The sequence below is a fragment of the Streptomyces nidicola genome, from assembly GCF_050106155.1.
Lineage (GTDB): Bacteria > Actinomycetota > Actinomycetes > Streptomycetales > Streptomycetaceae > Streptomyces.
In genome coordinates this window covers 2,428,392-2,444,501 of record NZ_JBNBPI010000001.1, presented here as the reverse complement: position 1 = coordinate 2,444,501, position 16,110 = coordinate 2,428,392, and the positions used below count along the sequence as shown (strand labels likewise).

Annotated in this window: 14 protein-coding genes; 11 read left to right on the top strand and 3 right to left on the bottom strand. The window is 69.9% G+C overall.

Translation table 11 applies throughout. From position 1 onward, the window contains the following. Positions 1-249: 249 nt before the first annotated feature. The 3 genes from ACOKM3_RS11250 to ACOKM3_RS11240 all read right to left on the bottom strand — a co-directional run bounded on the left by ACOKM3_RS11250 (position 250) and on the right by ACOKM3_RS11240 (position 3,722). A complete protein-coding gene (locus tag ACOKM3_RS11250) occupies positions 250-1,707 on the bottom strand; it encodes a catalase (RefSeq protein ID WP_426899461.1) in 1,458 nt (485 codons plus the stop codon). 183 nt (positions 1,708-1,890) lie between these two features. Further along, positions 1,891-2,787: a 2-hydroxy-3-oxopropionate reductase gene (locus ACOKM3_RS11245; RefSeq protein WP_426899459.1), complete on the bottom strand. Its 897-nt coding sequence runs from the start codon at positions 2,785-2,787 to the stop codon at positions 1,891-1,893. Positions 2,788-2,885: 98 nt separating this feature from the next. After that, positions 2,886-3,722: a TIM barrel protein gene (locus ACOKM3_RS11240; RefSeq protein WP_426899457.1), complete on the bottom strand. Its 837-nt coding sequence runs from the start codon at positions 3,720-3,722 to the stop codon at positions 2,886-2,888. A 285-nt stretch (positions 3,723-4,007) separates the two neighbouring features. Between ACOKM3_RS11240 and ACOKM3_RS11235 the strand changes: the two genes are divergently transcribed. The 11 genes from ACOKM3_RS11235 to ACOKM3_RS11185 all read left to right on the top strand — a co-directional run bounded on the left by ACOKM3_RS11235 (position 4,008) and on the right by ACOKM3_RS11185 (position 16,058). Beyond that, positions 4,008-4,790 (top strand): hypothetical protein, encoded by a 783-nt coding sequence (locus ACOKM3_RS11235; RefSeq protein ID WP_426899455.1) that lies wholly within the window; start codon positions 4,008-4,010, stop codon positions 4,788-4,790. Beyond that, positions 4,787-7,039: a hypothetical protein gene (locus tag ACOKM3_RS11230; RefSeq protein WP_426899454.1), complete on the top strand. Its 2,253-nt coding sequence runs from the start codon at positions 4,787-4,789 to the stop codon at positions 7,037-7,039. The genes ACOKM3_RS11235 and ACOKM3_RS11230 overlap by 4 nt, the downstream gene beginning before the upstream one ends. Continuing rightward, on the top strand, positions 7,036-8,661 hold the full coding sequence (locus ACOKM3_RS11225) for an ABC transporter substrate-binding protein (protein ID WP_426899452.1): 1,626 nt from the start codon (positions 7,036-7,038) through the stop codon (positions 8,659-8,661). The genes ACOKM3_RS11230 and ACOKM3_RS11225 overlap by 4 nt, the downstream gene beginning before the upstream one ends. 82 nt (positions 8,662-8,743) lie before the next feature. Beyond that, positions 8,744-9,010, top strand: a complete 267-nt coding sequence (locus tag ACOKM3_RS11220) for a hypothetical protein (protein WP_327660871.1) — start codon at positions 8,744-8,746, stop codon at positions 9,008-9,010. A gap of 50 nt (positions 9,011-9,060) precedes the next feature. Further along, entirely contained in the window at positions 9,061-9,372 is a 312-nt protein-coding gene (locus tag ACOKM3_RS11215; protein ID WP_426906764.1) for a helix-turn-helix domain-containing protein, read from the top strand. Positions 9,373-9,532: 160 nt separating this feature from the next. Further along, the gene (gene uraD / locus ACOKM3_RS11210) at positions 9,533-10,039 is read left to right on the top strand and encodes a 2-oxo-4-hydroxy-4-carboxy-5-ureidoimidazoline decarboxylase (protein ID WP_426899449.1); all 507 of its coding nucleotides are present in this window, start codon (positions 9,533-9,535) and stop codon (positions 10,037-10,039) included. Between the two features lie 20 nt (positions 10,040-10,059). Then, complete coding sequence (uraH, locus tag ACOKM3_RS11205; RefSeq protein ID WP_426899447.1) at positions 10,060-10,470, top strand: hydroxyisourate hydrolase; 411 nt, start codon at positions 10,060-10,062, stop codon at positions 10,468-10,470. A gap of 5 nt (positions 10,471-10,475) precedes the next feature. Then, positions 10,476-11,411, top strand: a complete 936-nt coding sequence (pucL, locus tag ACOKM3_RS11200; RefSeq protein ID WP_426899445.1) for a factor-independent urate hydroxylase — start codon at positions 10,476-10,478, stop codon at positions 11,409-11,411. An 86-nt stretch (positions 11,412-11,497) separates the two neighbouring features. Continuing rightward, the gene (locus ACOKM3_RS11195; protein WP_426899443.1) at positions 11,498-12,913 is read left to right on the top strand and encodes a nucleobase:cation symporter-2 family protein; all 1,416 of its coding nucleotides are present in this window, start codon (positions 11,498-11,500) and stop codon (positions 12,911-12,913) included. Between the two features lie 46 nt (positions 12,914-12,959). Further along, positions 12,960-14,345 (top strand): 8-oxoguanine deaminase, encoded by a 1,386-nt coding sequence (locus ACOKM3_RS11190; RefSeq protein ID WP_426899441.1) that lies wholly within the window; start codon positions 12,960-12,962, stop codon positions 14,343-14,345. 360 nt (positions 14,346-14,705) lie between these two features. Continuing rightward, positions 14,706-16,058 carry a nucleobase:cation symporter-2 family protein gene (locus ACOKM3_RS11185; protein ID WP_426906763.1) on the top strand — a complete coding sequence of 451 codons (1,353 nt, stop codon included), beginning with the start codon at positions 14,706-14,708 and terminating at the stop codon, positions 16,056-16,058. Positions 16,059-16,110 lie beyond the last annotated feature (52 nt).

The following is a 16,110-nucleotide window of genomic DNA, read 5'->3' as shown; positions in this document are numbered from 1 at the left end:
CGTAAGGGAATTGGCTGGGACCGCGGCGGCCGGCGTACGACGGTTCGTCCGTTCCCCTCCCTCAGGTCGAGAGGAGAGCGGAGGAACCATTACCACCGCACTGGCTCGTACGCTGCACAAGCCGCCGCGGTCCTCGTCCGCCCGCGTCCGTCCGTCCACGACCACCCCTCATCCGGGTCGCGGCGGACGGCGCGGGTCAGTGCGTACGGGGGCAGACCTCCCGCCGCCCCACGTACGCAGTCAGGGGGCTCAGTCCTCGCGCAGGGCGCGGACCGCCTCCTCCACGCGCTTGCCGTAGTCGGCGTCGGCGGCGTGGAAGTGGGCCAGGTTCTTCTCGACGATGTCGTCGCGCGAGACCTGGGAGAGGCCGCCCGCGATGTTCGCGACCAGGCGTCCCTTCTCGTCCTCCGACATCAGGCGGTAGAGCTCGCCCGCCTGGAAGAAGTCGTCGTCCTTCGTGTGGGCCGGCGCCTCGTGCGTGCCGGTGTGGCCGTTGATCGCGAGCGGCGCGGCCAGCGGGCGGCCGGTCTCGACGGGGCCGTCGAAGGAGTTCGGCTCGTAGTTCTTGTGGGCGCGGGCGTAGGCGTTGGTGGCCATGGCGCCGTCGCGGCCGTAGTTGTTCGCCGCGGTCGCCTTGGGGGCGTTGACCGCGAGCTGGGTGTGGTTGACGCCCAGGCGGTAGCGGTGCGCGTCCGCGTAGGCGAACAGGCGGCCCTGCAGCATCTTGTCGGGGGAGGGGCCGATGCCCGGAACGAAGTTGTTCGGGGAGAAGGCGGCCTGCTCGACCTCGGCGAAGACGTTGTCGGGGTTGCGGTCCAGGACCAGGCGGCCCACGCGCTGCAGCGGGTAGTCCTTGTGTGGCCACACCTTGGTGAGGTCGAACGGGTTGAAGCGGTAGTCCGCCGCCTCGGCCGCCGGCATCAGCTGGACGTACAGGGTCCAGGACGGGTTGACGCCGCGCTCGATGGCCTGGAGGAGGTCCGTCTGGTGCGAGTTCGGGTCCTTGCCCGCGAGCTCGGCGCCCTGCTCGGCCGACAGGCTGCGGATGCCCTGGTTCGTCTTGAAGTGGTACTTCACGAAGAAGGCTTCGCCCTGCTCGTTCGTCCACTGGTACGTGTGCGAGCCGTAGCCGTTCATGTGGCGGTAGGACGCCGGGATGCCGCGGTCGCCCATCAGCCAGGTGATCTGGTGCGTGGCCTCGGGGGCGTGCGCCCAGAAGTCCCAGACGTTCTCCGGCTCCTGCTTGCCCGTGAACGGGTCGCGCTTCTGGGAGTGGATGAAGTCGGGGAACTTCAGCGGGTCCTTGATGAAGAAGACCGGGGTGTTGTTGCCGACGAGGTCGTAATTGCCCTCTTCGGTATAGAACTTGAGCGCGAAGCCGCGCGGGTCACGGACGGCGTCCGCGCCACCGAGGTTGTCCGCCACGGTCGAGAAGCGCAGGAAGACCTCGGTGCGCTTGCCGACCGACTTCAGGAAGTCGGCGTACGTGTAGTCGGTGACGTCGTCCGTCACCTCGAAGTAGCCATAGGCGCCGGAGCCACGGGCGTGCACCACGCGCTCCGGGATGCGCTCGCGGTTGAAGCGGGCGAGCTTCTCCAGGAGGTGCTGGTCCTGGAGCAGGAGCGGGCCACCGACGCCGGCGGTGGCGGAGTTCTGGTTGTCGGCGACGGGGGCGCCGGACTCGGTCGTAAGCACGCGCTTCGACATCGTGACCTTCCGTGCTGTGACTGCTGAGGTGTTCGGAGCGTAAGGACCTCTGAACAGCTACGTCAACAGTTTGTTGAAGTTATGGGTGGGCGAATGTGGTTCCGGGCCGCGGCGGCGCCTGGGCGCGACAGGACAGGTGTCAGCGCCGCCACGGCCCGGAAGTCTGGGGTGTTGCCCGGGTCGTTACTTGGGCTGGTCGCCGGAGAGACGCTCCACCGCGCGCAGCAGCGCCGAGTGGTCGAGGCCGCCGTCGCCCTGGGCGCGCAGCGAGGCGACCAGCTGGGCGACCGTGGCGCCGACGGGCAGCGCGGCACCGACATTGCGGGCGGCGTCGGTGACGATGCCCATGTCCTTGTGGTGCAGGTCGATGCGGAAGCCCGGCTTGAAGTCCCGGTTCAGGAAGTTGTCCTTCTTGCGGGTCAGCACGGTGGAGCCGGCGAGGCCGCCGTTCAGGACGTCCAGGGCGGCCTTGAGGTCGACGCCGGACTTCTCCAGGAAGACCACGGCCTCGGCGCACGCCTGGATGTTCACGGCGACGATCAGCTGGTTGGCGGCCTTCACGGTCTGGCCCGAGCCGTGCGGACCGCACAGGACGATGGTCTTGCCGAGCGCGTCGAGCAGCGGCTTGGCCTCGTCGAACTCGGCCTGCTCACCGCCGACCATGATGGAAAGGACGGCCTCGATCGCGCCGGCCTCGCCGCCGGAGACGGGGGCGTCCAGGACGCGAATTCCCTTGTCCTTGGCGGCCTTTGCCAGGTCGACCGAGGTCTGCGGGGTGATCGAGGACATGTCGATCAGCAGGGCGCCCGACTTCGCGTTCTCCAGGATGCCGTCGGGGCCGTACGCGATGGCCTCGACCTGCGGGGAGGCCGGAACCATCGTCACGACGACGTCGGCGTCCTTGACGGCCTCGGCGATCGACTTCGCGGCGGTGCCGCCGGCGGCCGTGAGGCGGTCGAGCTTGTCCTGCTCCAGGGTGAAGCCCGTGACGTCGTAGCCGGCCTTGATCAGGTTCTCCGACATGGGGGAGCCCATGATGCCGAGACCGATCCACGCGACCTTGGGGAGGTTGTTGCTCATGAGGGTTGCTCCTAAGGCTTTAACTGCAACGCTGTAGCCGTAACAGCGTTGATACGTCTATGAGTTGGCGTCCGCCGCGCGTCCGCCGGAGGCTCGGCTCAGGCCGCGCGGTGCTCGCGCGGCAGCCAGTCGAAGGCCTCGGCGCTCGGGGCGTCGCCCGGCTTGTACTCCAGGCCCACGTAGCCCTCGTAGCCGGCCTTCTTCAGCTGGTCGAGCAGGTCTTCCAGCGGCAGCGAACCGGTGCCCGGAGCGCCGCGGCCCGGGTTGTCGGCGATCTGCACGTGCGCCGTCTTGTCGGTGTAGGAGCTGATGACCGCCGTCAGGTCCTCGCCGTTCATGGACAGGTGGTACAGGTCCATCAGGAACTTGGCGTTGCCGAGGCCGGTCGCCGCGTTCACCTTGTCCACGATCTCGATCGCCTTCGGGGCGCTCACGATCGGGCACTTCGGCGACTCGGGCGCGTTCAGCGCCTCGATCAGCAGCACGGCGCCGACACGGTCGGCCGCGCGGGCCGCCAACACCAGGTTCTCCAGGGCGAGTTCGTCCTGCTCCTGCTCCGAGGCGCCGTCGACACGGTTGCCGTACAGCGCGTTGAGCGCCGTGCAGCCGAGGGAGTGCGCGAAGTCGGCCGCGACGTCGATGTTCGCGCGGAACTTCTCGCTCTCCTCGCCGGGGATCGACAGGGCGCCGCGGTCCGGGCCCGGCAGCTGCCCCGCGTAGAAGTTCAGGCCGGTGAGCCGGACGCCCGCGTCGTTGATCGCGGCGCGCAGCGCGTCGAGCTCGGACTGCTCGGGGGTGGGGGCATCGACCCAGGGCCACCAGAGCTCGACCGCGGTGAAGCCCGCCGCGGCGGCGGCCGCGGGGCGCTCCAGGAGCGGGAGCTCCGTGAAGAGGATCGACAGGTTGACGTTGAAGCGCTGGTCAGCGAAGCCCATCAGGGTCGGCGCTCCCTTCCGGTTCGTGTCCGGTACGGCCGCCGAGTGCGATCGCTGTGTGATCCACCCGGTGATTCCGTATTGCGGAAGTTCGTTTCTACTTGATGGAAGATTGCCTGCAAGGGCTCCAGGCTGTCAAGGGGGGTCGTCGAATTTCGCCCAGCCCGCGCATCCGTCCGGGCATCGAGAAACCGGTGCATGACACGTGTTTGGCCTTGAAGTTCTGGGAAGGTGAACGCCCGTTGCCGGTCACGGGAGTTGGGGGAGATGGGCGGATCCCGGTCAGTGCCGACGAACGGCCTTTCGCCGGTCTACGACGAGACGGGGGCCGCGTCCGCGCGGTTCTTGCGCTGGCTCGTCGAGCAGACCGGCACGGGCGGGGCGAGCCGCGTGGCCAGCGCCGATTTCGCGGCGCACGAGCGGTGCAACCTGGACCAGGTCGCCGACATCGTGGACCGCCTCGGCGCGCTCGGCTGGCTCACCGAGCACAACGACTCGGGCGCCGACCCGCCGCTCGTCACGCCCACCGCCGCCGGCCTCGCCGAGGTTGCCGTCTGGGACGAGGCGTACGCCGACCGGGAGGTCAGGCGCCGCTACGCGAAGGCGGCCCTGTTCGCGTACTGGGACCGGGCCGGACAGCACCGCAGCGGCGAGGAGTCCCACCCCGAGAACTTCCTGTGGGCCAGCGAGGCCTTCTACTGCGGCCGCCAACTCCCGGTGGAGGACCTGGAGTACGCCAGGAACCACCTGGAACTGCCCGCGCCCGTCCACGTCAGCCCGGCGGAAGCGGGCGAGGGCGTGGTGATCTCGTACGAGCAGCTGGCCCAGCTCGTCCAGGCCTCCCTGCCCGAAGCGACCGAGAGCGACAGTGAACTGCGGCAGGTGCGCGCGCTCGCCGACGAGCTGACCGACACCATCGACCGCGGCGACCGGCCCGACGAGGGCCTGGTGCGGCGCTTCATGGAGCGCGTCCCCGGCGTACTGCAGAGCGAGAGCGTGTCGGTCGGCAAGGAGGTGGTGGTCGGCTTCCTCGCCGACTTCGTCCGGCAGACGCTGAGGCTGCCATGACGGATCACGGGGGCCCCACAACCGAATCGGACGACCAGATACCCGAGGTGTACGCGCGCCAGCCGCTCCTGAGCCAGCTGGTGCCGCGCCTCATCGGCCTGGAGCGCGACCGCCATCGCAGGCGCGGGCACCGGGAGTTCGCCGACGACCTGCCCGTCGTGCTGCTCAGCGGGCGGCACGGCACCGGCAAGAGCGCCATGCTGAACGACCTCCAGCGTGCCTACGCCCCCGACACCGGCCCCTGGCCGGGACCGCGCGTCCCCTTCGCCCGGATCAACTGCACGGACCTGGAGGAGCGGGCCAGGGTCGGTCCCGAGATCGCCAACAACTCGTACGTGGTCGAGATGCTGGTCGAGCTCGTCCGCCAACTCTCGCTCCCCGTGGCCGGGTTCGGGCGTCTTCGCTTCCCCAGGACCACCGCGGGGCTGCTCGCCGTGATCTCCGCCCGGCGCCCCGGCATCGACGACGAGCTCGACGTCGCCGACCGGCACGCCGCCGCCCTGATGGGCCCCTGGCCGCCGGGCGAACCCCCGCCCACCTGGGACGCGCTGTTCCGCGCCGCGCTGCCGACACCCGCAGACGGCGGCTCGCCCGACCCGTCCGAGTTCCCCGAGGCGGCCGTGCGCACCTACCTCGGCAGGCCCCACCGCCGCCGCGCCCGCGGGCTCGGCCCCCGCGGACTGGTCAGCTGGTACGAGAACCACCGCAGCGAGAGCGACAACCGGCTGCGCGGGATGCCGCCCGACGCGGCCGTCGAGCCGCCCCGGGTGCCGGCCGCGCAGCGCCCGCGGGCCGTGGCCAGGCTCTGCCAGGAGTTCCACCAGGGCCGGGGCTTCCGGCGCGGCGTCGAGCGCATGCTGATGGCCGCGTTCCTCAGGGACGTGCGCTACGGCAGGCTGCGGCGCGGGAACCGGGCACCCAGGCCGCTGGTCCTGCTCGACAACGTGCACACCGACCCCGGCCGCGACTTCCTCGAACTCCTCCTGGAACAGCGCGCGTTGCAGGAGCGCGGCGCCCGCGACCCGCTCGTCGTCCTCGCCACGGAGCTGCGCGGCGACGCCGACGACGATGACGAAACCCCGGAGGCCGAGCAGGAGACCGCCCCGTACCACCAGGCCACCCGCCAGCCCCTTCAGGAGGTGGGCGCGCGGACCCGCTGGAGCCGCGACAGCGAGGAACCGTCCGAGGGCGTGCTGATGCTGCCGCTGCCGCCGCTCGACACGGAGCACCTGGAACGCATGCTCCGCAGCGACGAGCGGGTCACCTTCGACCCGTACATCGCGACGGCGCTGCACGATCTGACCCGCGGCCACCCCATGGGGGCCCGCCGGATGTGCGACGCCGTCGTGCACAAGGCGCGCGGCGAGGAGTGGGTGGCGGCCGAGGAACTGCTCGACCTCGACCATCCCGGCGGCGCCGGGGAGTCGGTCATCTGGCGGCTGCTCAACACCCTCGTCGGCAGCGAGAACCACGACGAGCTGTGCCTGCTCTCGCTGGCCTGGGACCGGGAGGCGGCCGAGCAGCTGGCCGAGCGATGGGTGCCGCGCCGGATCGACGACCTGGCCGCGGCCGACGGCGTCGCCGCCCAGCTGGAGCGGGAGCGCTGGTCGCGGGGGCCCGGCAGCCGGCCGTTCATCACGGACCGCTTCCTGCGGGCGCTGCTCGTGCACCAGATGCGCAGCGGGCGCGGCGCGGGCGGCGTGGGCTGGGGCGACGCGCACGGGCTGCTCGCGCAGCACCACAGGCGCAGGGCCGAGGGCCGTACTGGGCGGGCGGGGCGCGAGGAGTGGGCCCGCTTCCTGTGGCACCGGCTGGCCGGGGGAGAGACCCAGGAGGTCGTCGACCGGCTGCACGCGGAGTTCGTACGGTCCGACGGCGACGCCCTGGAGTGGCTGCGGGCGCTGCGGACGGTGGCGCACGCGCCGCGTCCGCCGGGCGACCTCTGGTTCGAGCAGTGCCAGGAGGTCGGCAAGGGGCGCATGGACCGGTTGCAGGTGCGGGCGGACCCGGAGGCGGGCCTGGAGAAGCAGGCGATCCACCGGCTCCTGCACGCGCTGTGGTACTCCGCCGACGAGCTCGCCGAGGCGGACCGGCCGCTGGCCACCAGGATCGGCCAGGAGCTGTCGTTCCTGTCCGCCCAGCACCTGACCGGGCGCGCGGTCCTCGCCCAGGCCGCGGTGCGCTGGCCGCGGGCGGTGCGGGACGGCGAGGACTGGCCGCTGGAGCGCAGCTGGGGAGGGGTGGCATGAGGGGCCGCTGGACGGACCGCAGGAACTGGCGCTGGCTGCCGCGGCGGGTCCGGTTCCGGGTGTTCGGCCTGATCGACGTGATCGCGCTGTGGGTGCTCGTCGGGGCGCTGGTCGGGGGCGGGGCGTGGTGGGGCGTCGACACGTATCTGGACCAGCGGAACTACTGCTCGGCGGACCATGACCTGCGGCGCGTGGGGGCGGGCGACGGCGAGTGCATCGGCGTCACCGCGCGGTCGTACGGGTTCGAGCCCGAGCTGAAGGGCGTCCTGGGCAGCATCGCGCGAGAGAACGGGCGGGCGCGGGCGAGCGCGCCGCAGAAGCAGGTGGTGAGCGTGGCCGTCGTCATGCCGTACACCGCGAAGGCGCCGGGCGCGGCCATGTCCAAGGAGCTGATCCTGCACGCGCTGCAGGGCGCGTACGTCGCGCAGTACGAGCACAACCACGGTTCGACGACCAAGAACAGCGCGGTCCAGCTCCTCTTCGCCAACGTGGGCGAGTACCTCAACCACTGGTCCGGCGTGACCAAGGAGCTGAGCGCCCGGAGGAACGACGAGGACGCGCCCGTCGTCGCCGCCATCGGCTTCCCCAACAGCGACACCCAAACCCTGAAGTCCGTGCAGAGCCTGGAGAAGAGCCGGATCCCGGCGGTCAGCGCCGCGCTGAGCGCCACCGACATGGAGAACCCGTACCTGTTCAAGGTGTCGCCCTCCAACGCCCAGCTGGTGGACGCGCTGAAGGAGTACGCGAAGCGGAACGACGTCAACCGCGGGAAAACGTTCATGATCGCGGACGACCGGGACGACAAGTACGTCTCGGACCTGCGCGAAGTCCTCCGGAAGAAGTTCGGAGCGGACTACGGCATCACCGATGACCCGGTGCGGCGGACGGTCGAGATGTACCAGGGCAGAAAGGGGCCTGCCCGGGGCGACACACAGGACTTCAAGAAGTCGGTGGAAGCGATGTGCGGGGCCGGCACCAGGACAGTGTTCCTCGCCGGCCGCGACGCGGACCTGCAGCCCTTCGTGGAAGCCATCGACGAGACGGGCTCCTGCCGGTACCGGTCCGACGACCCGCTGCGCATCCTGCGCGTCAGCACGGCCCGTGACCCGGACACCGAGTCCGCCACCATCGGCGAGGTGACCAGGCGGCTGCACATCCGGATCGTGACGGCGGCCGCCGTGGACGCGCCCCGCTGGGAGCGCGGCGAAGGGGAGACGCCCCGGCACTTCGGGCGGTTCGCGAGCGCCTACGAACGCTCCTTCACGGGCGAGGGGCGGCGGGCCCTCGACGACGGGTACGCCGTGATGTACCACGACGCCCTCGCCGCGGTGAGCAACGCGGTGAAGCAGGCCGGTTCGAGCGGCGACGGCGAGGTGACCAGCGACGACGTCCAGGACCAGCTGCGCAAGGGCAGCCCGCAGGACGACTGCGCACAGTGCGTGCAGGCGGCGAGCGGGGACTTCACGTTCGTCGACGCCGACGAGAACGACGCCAGGGCCGGAGCCGGGCAGTGGCCCGTGTGCAAACCGGTACCCATCGTGACGTTCCCGGAGCAGAACCGGAGCGCGACGCCGCTCTACCGGACGTACGAGAGCGCGAGCAGCAAGTGCCCCGCACCTTGATCCCCGGCCTGATCCCCGCCATCCCCGCCCTGATCCTCGCGGTGGCTCCCGGTGACCGCCCCACGCACGTTAGGTTGAACGCGTGCGATTGAGAGTGGAGTTCACGACGGAGCCCTTCGACCTGGAAGAGGCCCCCGAGCACGCGCTCGCGGCGCGCCGGGTCATCGAGGCGGCCGATCTCGACGAGGTCGACGTGGGGCCGTTCGGCAATACGGCGGAGGGGGGCGCGGACGAGGTCCTGACCGCGGTCGACGCCCTGCTGCGCAGCAGCCTCGAAAGCGGGGCGACGCGCATCTCGCTGCAGGTCAACGTGGTGGGGGACCCCCAGGGGAAGGGTGACGACGAGTGAACGACACCGGGGACGCCTTCATCACGGCGGTGAAGCCACTGGTCGACGCCATGGGCGGGGAGATGGTGCCGCCGGACGGCGCGGGCCCCGACGACGTCGTGCTGGCGTGGCAGGGAGCCGATGTCGTGGCCGTGCGCCTGCCCCAGCTGGCGGATTCGCTCGACCACATCCTGGCCGCCATGGAGCGCAGCAAGGGGATGCCGCTGTCCGCGCTCGACCGCAAGCAGAAGCAGGAGGCCGTACGGCTCCTGGAGGCGCGCGGAGCGTTCTCCGTACGGCACGGTGTGGAGACCGTGGCCGGCGCCCTCGGCGTTTCCCGCTTCACCGTCTACAACTATCTCAACCGGGACAAGACCCCCTGACCTGGGGCGATACCGAGCCAGTCGCGTGCCTCCACACCGCCGTCCGATATCCGGACGGCGGTTTTTTGTAACTCCGAGTTTTCAACAAAGTGTTGACGTGATGTTTCCGGGGGCGTTAGCTATCTGCAGCCCGTCCAGCACAAGGCCACGGAGGCACCCCGTGACTTCAGGTTCCACGCCGGGTCTGACCCGGTTCAACACCTCGGACGAGAGCACGGCCCAGGCCGAGCTCCACGAGGTGTGTGCTTCATCGGCGTGGGGGAGCAAGCTTCTCGCCCAGCGCCCCTTCGCTTCCGCAGAGACCCTCTTCACCGCCAGTGACGCCGCGATGGCCGAGCTGACCGCGGACGACCTCGCGGAGGCGATGGCGGGGCACCCGCCGATCGGCCGCCCGAAGCCCGGCGACCCGACGTCCTCGCGCGAGCAGCGCGGCATGGCGGGGGCCTCCGAGGAGCTCAAGAAGGAGATGCTCGAGCTCAACCTGGCGTACCAGGACAGGTTCGGTCATGTCTTCCTCATCTGCGCCACCGGCGCGACCGCGGAGCAGATGCTCGATGCGCTCAAGACGCGGATCGGTCACACGGCCGAGGAGGAGCGGGAGATCGTCCGCACCGAACTGGGAAAGATCAACCGCATCCGCCTGGCCCGCATCGTAGAAGCACCGTAAGAACAGGAAGCGAACGCCTGATGAGCACCGAGACCACGGCATCGGTGTCCACGCACATTCTGGACACCAGCATCGGACGCCCCGCCGAGGGCGTCGCCATCTCCCTTGCCGCGCGCGCCGGTTCGGGCGCCGAGTGGCAGGCGCTCGGCGGCAGTGCCACCGACGCGGACGGGCGCTGCAAGGACCTGCCGGCGCTGCCGGAGGGCACCACCCACGTACGCCTCGACTTCGAGACCGAGGCGTACTTCGACAAGAAGTCCGCCAACCAGCAAGCCGATGCGCAGCAGGACGCCCCCGCGAATCGGGACAGCGACACGACCGGAGCGTTCTTCCCGGAGGTGGCGATCACGTTCGCCGTCGAGCCGGGCGAGCACTACCACGTGCCGCTGCTGCTCAACCCGTTCGGCTACTCCGTTTACCGAGGGAGCTAGCAGACATGCCCACGATCCTGGGACACAACCAGTACGGCAAGGCCGAGAACCGAGTCGTAAAGATCACGCGGGACGGCGACACCCACCACATCAAGGACCTGAACGTCTCGGTCGCCCTCAGCGGTGACCTCGACGACGTGCACCTCACCGGGTCGAACGCCAACTGCCTGCCGACGGACACCACCAAGAACACCTGCTTCGCCTTCGCCAAGGAACACGGCATCGAGTCGGCGGAGCAGTACGGGATCGAGCTGGCCCGGCACTTCGTCGACAGCCAGCCGTCCATCCACCGCGCGCGCATCCGCATCGAGGAGTACTCGTGGGAGCGCATCGCAGGATCCGACGCGGGCTCCAAGTTCATCGGTGCCGACGAGGTCAAGCACTCCTTCGTCCGCAAGGGCCAGGAGACGCGCCTCGTACAGGTCACCTACGACGGTGAGAAGTTCGAAGTCCTGTCCGGGCTCAAGGACTTGACCGTGATGAACACCACGAACTCCGAGTTCTGGGGCTACATCAAGGACAAGTACACGACGCTCAAGGAGGACTACGACCGCATCCTCGCGACGTCGCTGTCGACCTGGTGGCGGCACAGCTGGACGGGTGTCGACGACGAGCGCACGCCCAACTGGAACAAGTCGTACGAGCAGTCGAAGAAGCACATCCTGCAGGCCTTCGTCGAGACGTACTCGCTGTCGCTGCAGCAGACCCTCTTCCAGATGGGTTCGCGCGTCATCAACAACCGCAGCGAGATCGACGAGATCCGTTTCTCCGCGCCGAACAAGCACCACTTCCGGCAGGACCTCTCGGCCTTCGGCCTGGAGAACGAGGCGAAGGACGGCGCCGTGTACTGGGCCGCCGACCGCCCCTACGGCCTGATCGAGGCCACCATCCTGAGGGACGGCGCGGACCAGCGCATCCCGGTCGACATGACCAACCTCTGACGCTCTGTGCGTAGTTGACGCGGCAGCGCGCCCCCGCCCACCCGCAGTAGGCGGGGGCGCGCAGCACCCGGAGGGAACATAAAGCAATGGCAGTGCCAGCAAAGGGGCCGGCTGAAGCCGAGGGCCCGTGTTCCACCCCATCGGAAAGCACCACGAGCACCGCATCGCAGGTGCATCCGGTGGACGAGAAGCTCCACCCGTCGCGGCTCGCGCCCGCCGCACTCCAGCACATCGCCGCCATGTACGCCGGCGTCGTCACCCCGCCGCTCATCATCGGCCAGGCCGTCGGTCTCGACACCGCGGGCCAGACCCGGCTGATCGCCGCGTCGCTGCTCATCGCGGGTGTGGCCACCCTGCTCCAGACGCTCGGCGTCAAGGGCTTCGTCGGCAACCGGCTGCCCTTCGTCAACGCCGCGTCCTCCGCGGGCATCGCACCGATGCTCGCCATCGCCGAGACCAACGCCAAAGGCGACCAACTCCCCGCGATCTACGGGGCAGTCATGGTCGCGGGCGTCTTCTGTCTCGCGGTCGGGCCGTTCTTCGGCCGGCTGCTGAGGTTCTTCCCGCCGCTCGTCACCGGCGTCGTCATCACCCTCATCGGTGTGACGCTGATGCCCGTGCCCGTCGGCTGGGCCCAGGGCGGCGACAAGACCGCCGCCGACTACGGCGACATGCGCTACCTCGCCCTCGCCGCCTTCACCCTCGTCGTCATCCTGCTGATCCAGCGCTTCGCCACCGGCTTCGTCAAGCAAGTCGCCCTGCTCTTCGGCATGTTGATCGGCACGCTCGCCGCGATCCCGTTCGGCATGGCGGACTTCTCCTCGCTGAAGTCGGCGCCCGTGGCCGCGCTCCCGACGCCGTTCGCCTTCGGTGCCCCCGAGTTCCAGCCCGCCGCGATCATCTCGCTCTGCCTCGTCATGCTCGTCCTGATGACCGAGTCGAGCGCCGGCATGCTGGCCATCGGCGAGATCTGCGAGCGCGAGTGCGACGGGAGGACCATCACCCGGGGCCTGCGCACCGACGGCATCGCCACCTTCCTCGGGCCGATCTTCGGCGGCCTGCCGACCTCGGCGTTCGCCCAGAACGTCGGAGTCGTCTCGCTGACCAAGGTGCGCAGCCGCTACGTCGTCGCCGTCGCGGGCGGCACCCTCCTGATCCTCGGCATCTTCCCGATGCTCGGCGCGGTCGTCTCCCTGGTCCCCATGCCGGTCCTGGGCGGCGCGGGCATCGTGCTGTTCGGCTCGATCGCCGTCAGCGGCATCCGTACGCTCTCCGAAGCGGGCCTCGACGACAGCTCCAACATCATCCTGGTGGCGGTCTCGCTCGGCGCGGGCATCATCCCGCTCGCCGCGCCCAGCTTCTACGCGGACTTCCCGGCCTGGGCGCAGACCGTGCTCGGCTCCGGAATCAGCGCAGGCGCGCTCGTCGCCGTCTCGCTGAACCTTTTCTTCCACCATCTCGGCACCCGTGGCGCACCTGCCGCGGCACTCAAATCTTCCTAGGGTCCTGCCGTGCCCACACGTCACACCGACTGAAGGAAGCAGCACCATGGCTCCTGCCACGGCAAACCGCATCGTCATCGAGAACGTCGCCATCGCGACGGTCGACGCGCACGACACCGAGCACGCCTCGGGCCACATCGTCGTGGCGGACAACAGGATCGAGTCCCTCGGCGCGGGCCCCGCGCCCGAGGGCCTCGAGAACGTCGTCCGCCGGATCGACGGCACCGGCCACCTGGCCACGCCCGGACTCGTCAACACGCACCACCACTTCTACCAGTGGATCACCCGTGGCCTGGCGACGGACCACAACCTGTTCAACTGGCTGGTGGCGCTGTACCCGACGTGGGCGCGCATCGACGAGCAGATGACATACGCGGCGGCGCAGGGCTCCCTCGCGATGATGGCCCGCGGCGGTGTCACCACCGCCATGGACCACCACTACGTGTTCCCGCAGGGCTCGGGCGACCTCTCCGGATCGATCATCCGGGCCGCCGCCGAGACCGGCGTGCGCTTCACCCTGGCGCGCGGCTCCATGGACCGCAGCGAGAAGGACGGCGGCCTGCCGCCCGACTTCGCCGTCGAGACCCTCGACGGCGCGCTCGCCGCGACCGAGGAGACCGTCAAGAAGCACCACGACGACTCCTTCGACGCGATGACGCAGGTGGCCGTGGCCCCCTGCTCACCGTTCTCCGTCTCCACCGAACTCCTCAAGCAAGGCGCCGAGTTGGCGCGCCGCCTCGGAGTGCGGCTGCACACCCACGGCAGCGAGACGGTCGAGGAGGAGAAGTTCTGCCACGAGCTGTTCGGCATGGGCCCGACCGACTACTTCGAGTCGACCGGCTGGCTCGGCGAGGACGTGTGGATGGCGCACAGCGTCCACATGAACGACTCCGACATCGCCGCGTTCGGGCGTACGAAGACGGGTGTGGCGCACTGCCCGTCCTCAAATGCCCGACTGGCGGCGGGAATCGCCCGCGTACCCGACATGCTGGCGGCCGGCGTCCCGGTCGGCCTCGGCGTCGACGGCACCGCCTCCAACGAGTCGGGCGAACTGCACACCGAACTGCGCAACGCCCTCCTCATCAACCGCCTCGGCGCGCACCGCGAGGCGGCCCTGAACGCCCGTCAGGCGCTGCGCCTCGGGACGTACGGAGGCGCCCAAGTCCTCGGCAGGGCAACCCAGATCGGGTCGCTCGAAGCCGGCAAGCTGGCCGACCTGGTGCTGTGGAGGATGGACACCCTCGCCCACGCATCGATCGCCGACCCGGTGACCGCGCTCGTCTTCGGCGCGGCCGCACCGGTCACCCTCTCCCTCGTGAACGGCAAGCCGGTGGTCGAGGACAGCCGCCTGCTCAACGTCGACGAGGACGCCATCGCACGCTCCACGCGTGCGGAGGCGCAGCGCCTCGCGCGGATCACTGCCGGGAGCTGATGCACGACCTGAGACTCCGGTCAGGGGGGACGGCCCCTGGCCGGGGACTCGAGCTGCCGAGCGGGCTGCTCGAGTGCCGCCCCGAGAACGTGGCCCAAAGCCTCACGTTCCGGGGCGGCCAGTAATACCTGGGCGCACAACAACCGAATACCGCAGCACCACCAGTACGACCTTGCACCTTGCACCACCTCCCAGAAGCGAAAAGCGCCGGCGGCCTGCCGGGGCTGGAAAACAACCGGAGGAGCCGCAGTGGCGACGAAGCCCAGGTTCACCAAGCAAGGCACCACCCCCGACGAGCCCGAAGAGGCCCGTGCGGGGCATACCAAACATCCGGTCGACGAGAAGTTGCCACCGCTGAAGATGGCGACGACCGGCCTCCAGCACGTGGCGGCGATGTACGCGGGCGTGGTCGCGCCCCCGCTCATCGTCGGCGCGGCGATCGGCCTCAGCCCGAAGGAACTGACGTTCCTGACCGGCGCCTGTCTGTTCACGGCGGGACTCGCGACCTTCCTCCAGACGCTCGGCATCTGGAAGATCGGCGCCCGGCTGCCGTTCGTGAACGGCGTGACCTTCGCGGGCGTCGCCCCGATGCTCGCCGTCGTCGGCTCGACGAAGGACAAGGACGACGCGCTGCCGATCATCTTCGGCGCGGTGATCGTCGCCGGTGTGCTCGGCTTCATAGCCGCACCCTTCTTCTCGAAGCTGGTGCGGTTCTTCCCACCGGTCGTCACCGGCACGGTCATCACGCTCATCGGTGTCTCGCTGATGCCGGTCGCGTTCGGCTGGGCTCAGGGGCCCGACGCCAAGGCGCCGGACTACGGCTCGATGAAGAACCTGGCGCTCGCCGGCATCACGCTCGTGATCGTGCTGATCATCCGCCGCTTCACGGCGGGCTTCGTCAAGCAGATCGCGGTCCTGCTCGGTCTCGTGATCGGCACGGTGATCGCGATCCCGTTCGGCGTCACGGACTTCTCACCGGTCGGCGAGGCGGACATCGTCGGCTTCCCGACCCCGTTCCACTTCGGCGCCCCGCAGTTCGCGGGCGCGGCCATCGTCTCGATGATCGTCGTCATGGTCGTCTCGATGACCGAGTCGACCGCCGACATGCTCGCGCTCGGTGAGATCGTCGAGCGCCCGGCCGACGAGAAGACGATCGCGGCGGGCCTGCGCGCCGACACCCTCGGCACCGCCATCAGCCCGCTGTTCAACGGCTTCATGTGCAGCGCGTTCGCGCAGAACATCGGCCTGGTCGCGATGACGAAGATCCGCAGCCGGTTCGTGGTCGCGGTCGGCGGTGGCTTCCTCGTCCTGATGGGGCTGTGCCCGATGGCGGCCTCGCTGATCGCCGTCGTGCCGCGCCCGGTGCTCGGCGGCGCCGGCGTCGTGCTGTTCGGCTCGGTCGCGGCCAGTGGCATCCAGACCCTGGTCAAGGCCAACCTGGACAAGGACAACAACGTCCTCATCGTCGCCGTCTCGCTCGCCGTGGGCCTGATCCCCATCGCGGTGCCGGAGTTCTACCACGCGTTCCCGGAGAACGCGAAGATCATCCTCGACTCGGGCATCTCGACCGGCTGTGTCGCAGCGGTCGTGCTCAACCTGCTGTTCAACCACATCGGCAAGGGGCGCGACGCCGACGACGTCACGCATCCGATGGAGTCGGGCAGCGACATCGCGGGCCAGCGCACCGAGCCGACAGCGGCGGGGGCGCACTGAGCGACGCGGCGGGGGTGGCTCGGTGAGCTACGCGGCGGGGGTGGCGCGGCCG

Bases quoted from the DNA above. Each gene is read 5' to 3' on its own strand.
- ACOKM3_RS11250 (WP_426899461.1), bottom strand. From the start codon at position 1,707: ATGTCGAAGCGCGTGCTTACGACCGAGTCCGGCGCCCCCGTCGCCGAC.
- ACOKM3_RS11245 (WP_426899459.1), bottom strand. From the start codon at position 2,787: ATGAGCAACAACCTCCCCAAGGTCGCGTGGATCGGTCTCGGCATCATG.
- ACOKM3_RS11240 (WP_426899457.1), bottom strand. From the start codon at position 3,722: ATGGGCTTCGCTGACCAGCGCTTCAACGTCAACCTGTCGATCCTCTTC.
- ACOKM3_RS11230 (WP_426899454.1), top strand. From the start codon at position 4,787: ATGACGGATCACGGGGGCCCCACAACCGAATCGGACGACCAGATACCC.
- ACOKM3_RS11225 (WP_426899452.1), top strand. From the start codon at position 7,036: ATGAGGGGCCGCTGGACGGACCGCAGGAACTGGCGCTGGCTGCCGCGG.
- ACOKM3_RS11215 (WP_426906764.1), top strand. From the start codon at position 9,061: ATGGGCGGGGAGATGGTGCCGCCGGACGGCGCGGGCCCCGACGACGTC.
- uraH (WP_426899447.1), top strand. From the start codon at position 10,060: ATGAGCACCGAGACCACGGCATCGGTGTCCACGCACATTCTGGACACC.
- pucL (WP_426899445.1), top strand. From the start codon at position 10,476: ATGCCCACGATCCTGGGACACAACCAGTACGGCAAGGCCGAGAACCGA.
- ACOKM3_RS11195 (WP_426899443.1), top strand. From the start codon at position 11,498: ATGGCAGTGCCAGCAAAGGGGCCGGCTGAAGCCGAGGGCCCGTGTTCC.
- ACOKM3_RS11190 (WP_426899441.1), top strand. From the start codon at position 12,960: ATGGCTCCTGCCACGGCAAACCGCATCGTCATCGAGAACGTCGCCATC.
- ACOKM3_RS11185 (WP_426906763.1), top strand. From the start codon at position 14,706: ATGGCGACGACCGGCCTCCAGCACGTGGCGGCGATGTACGCGGGCGTG.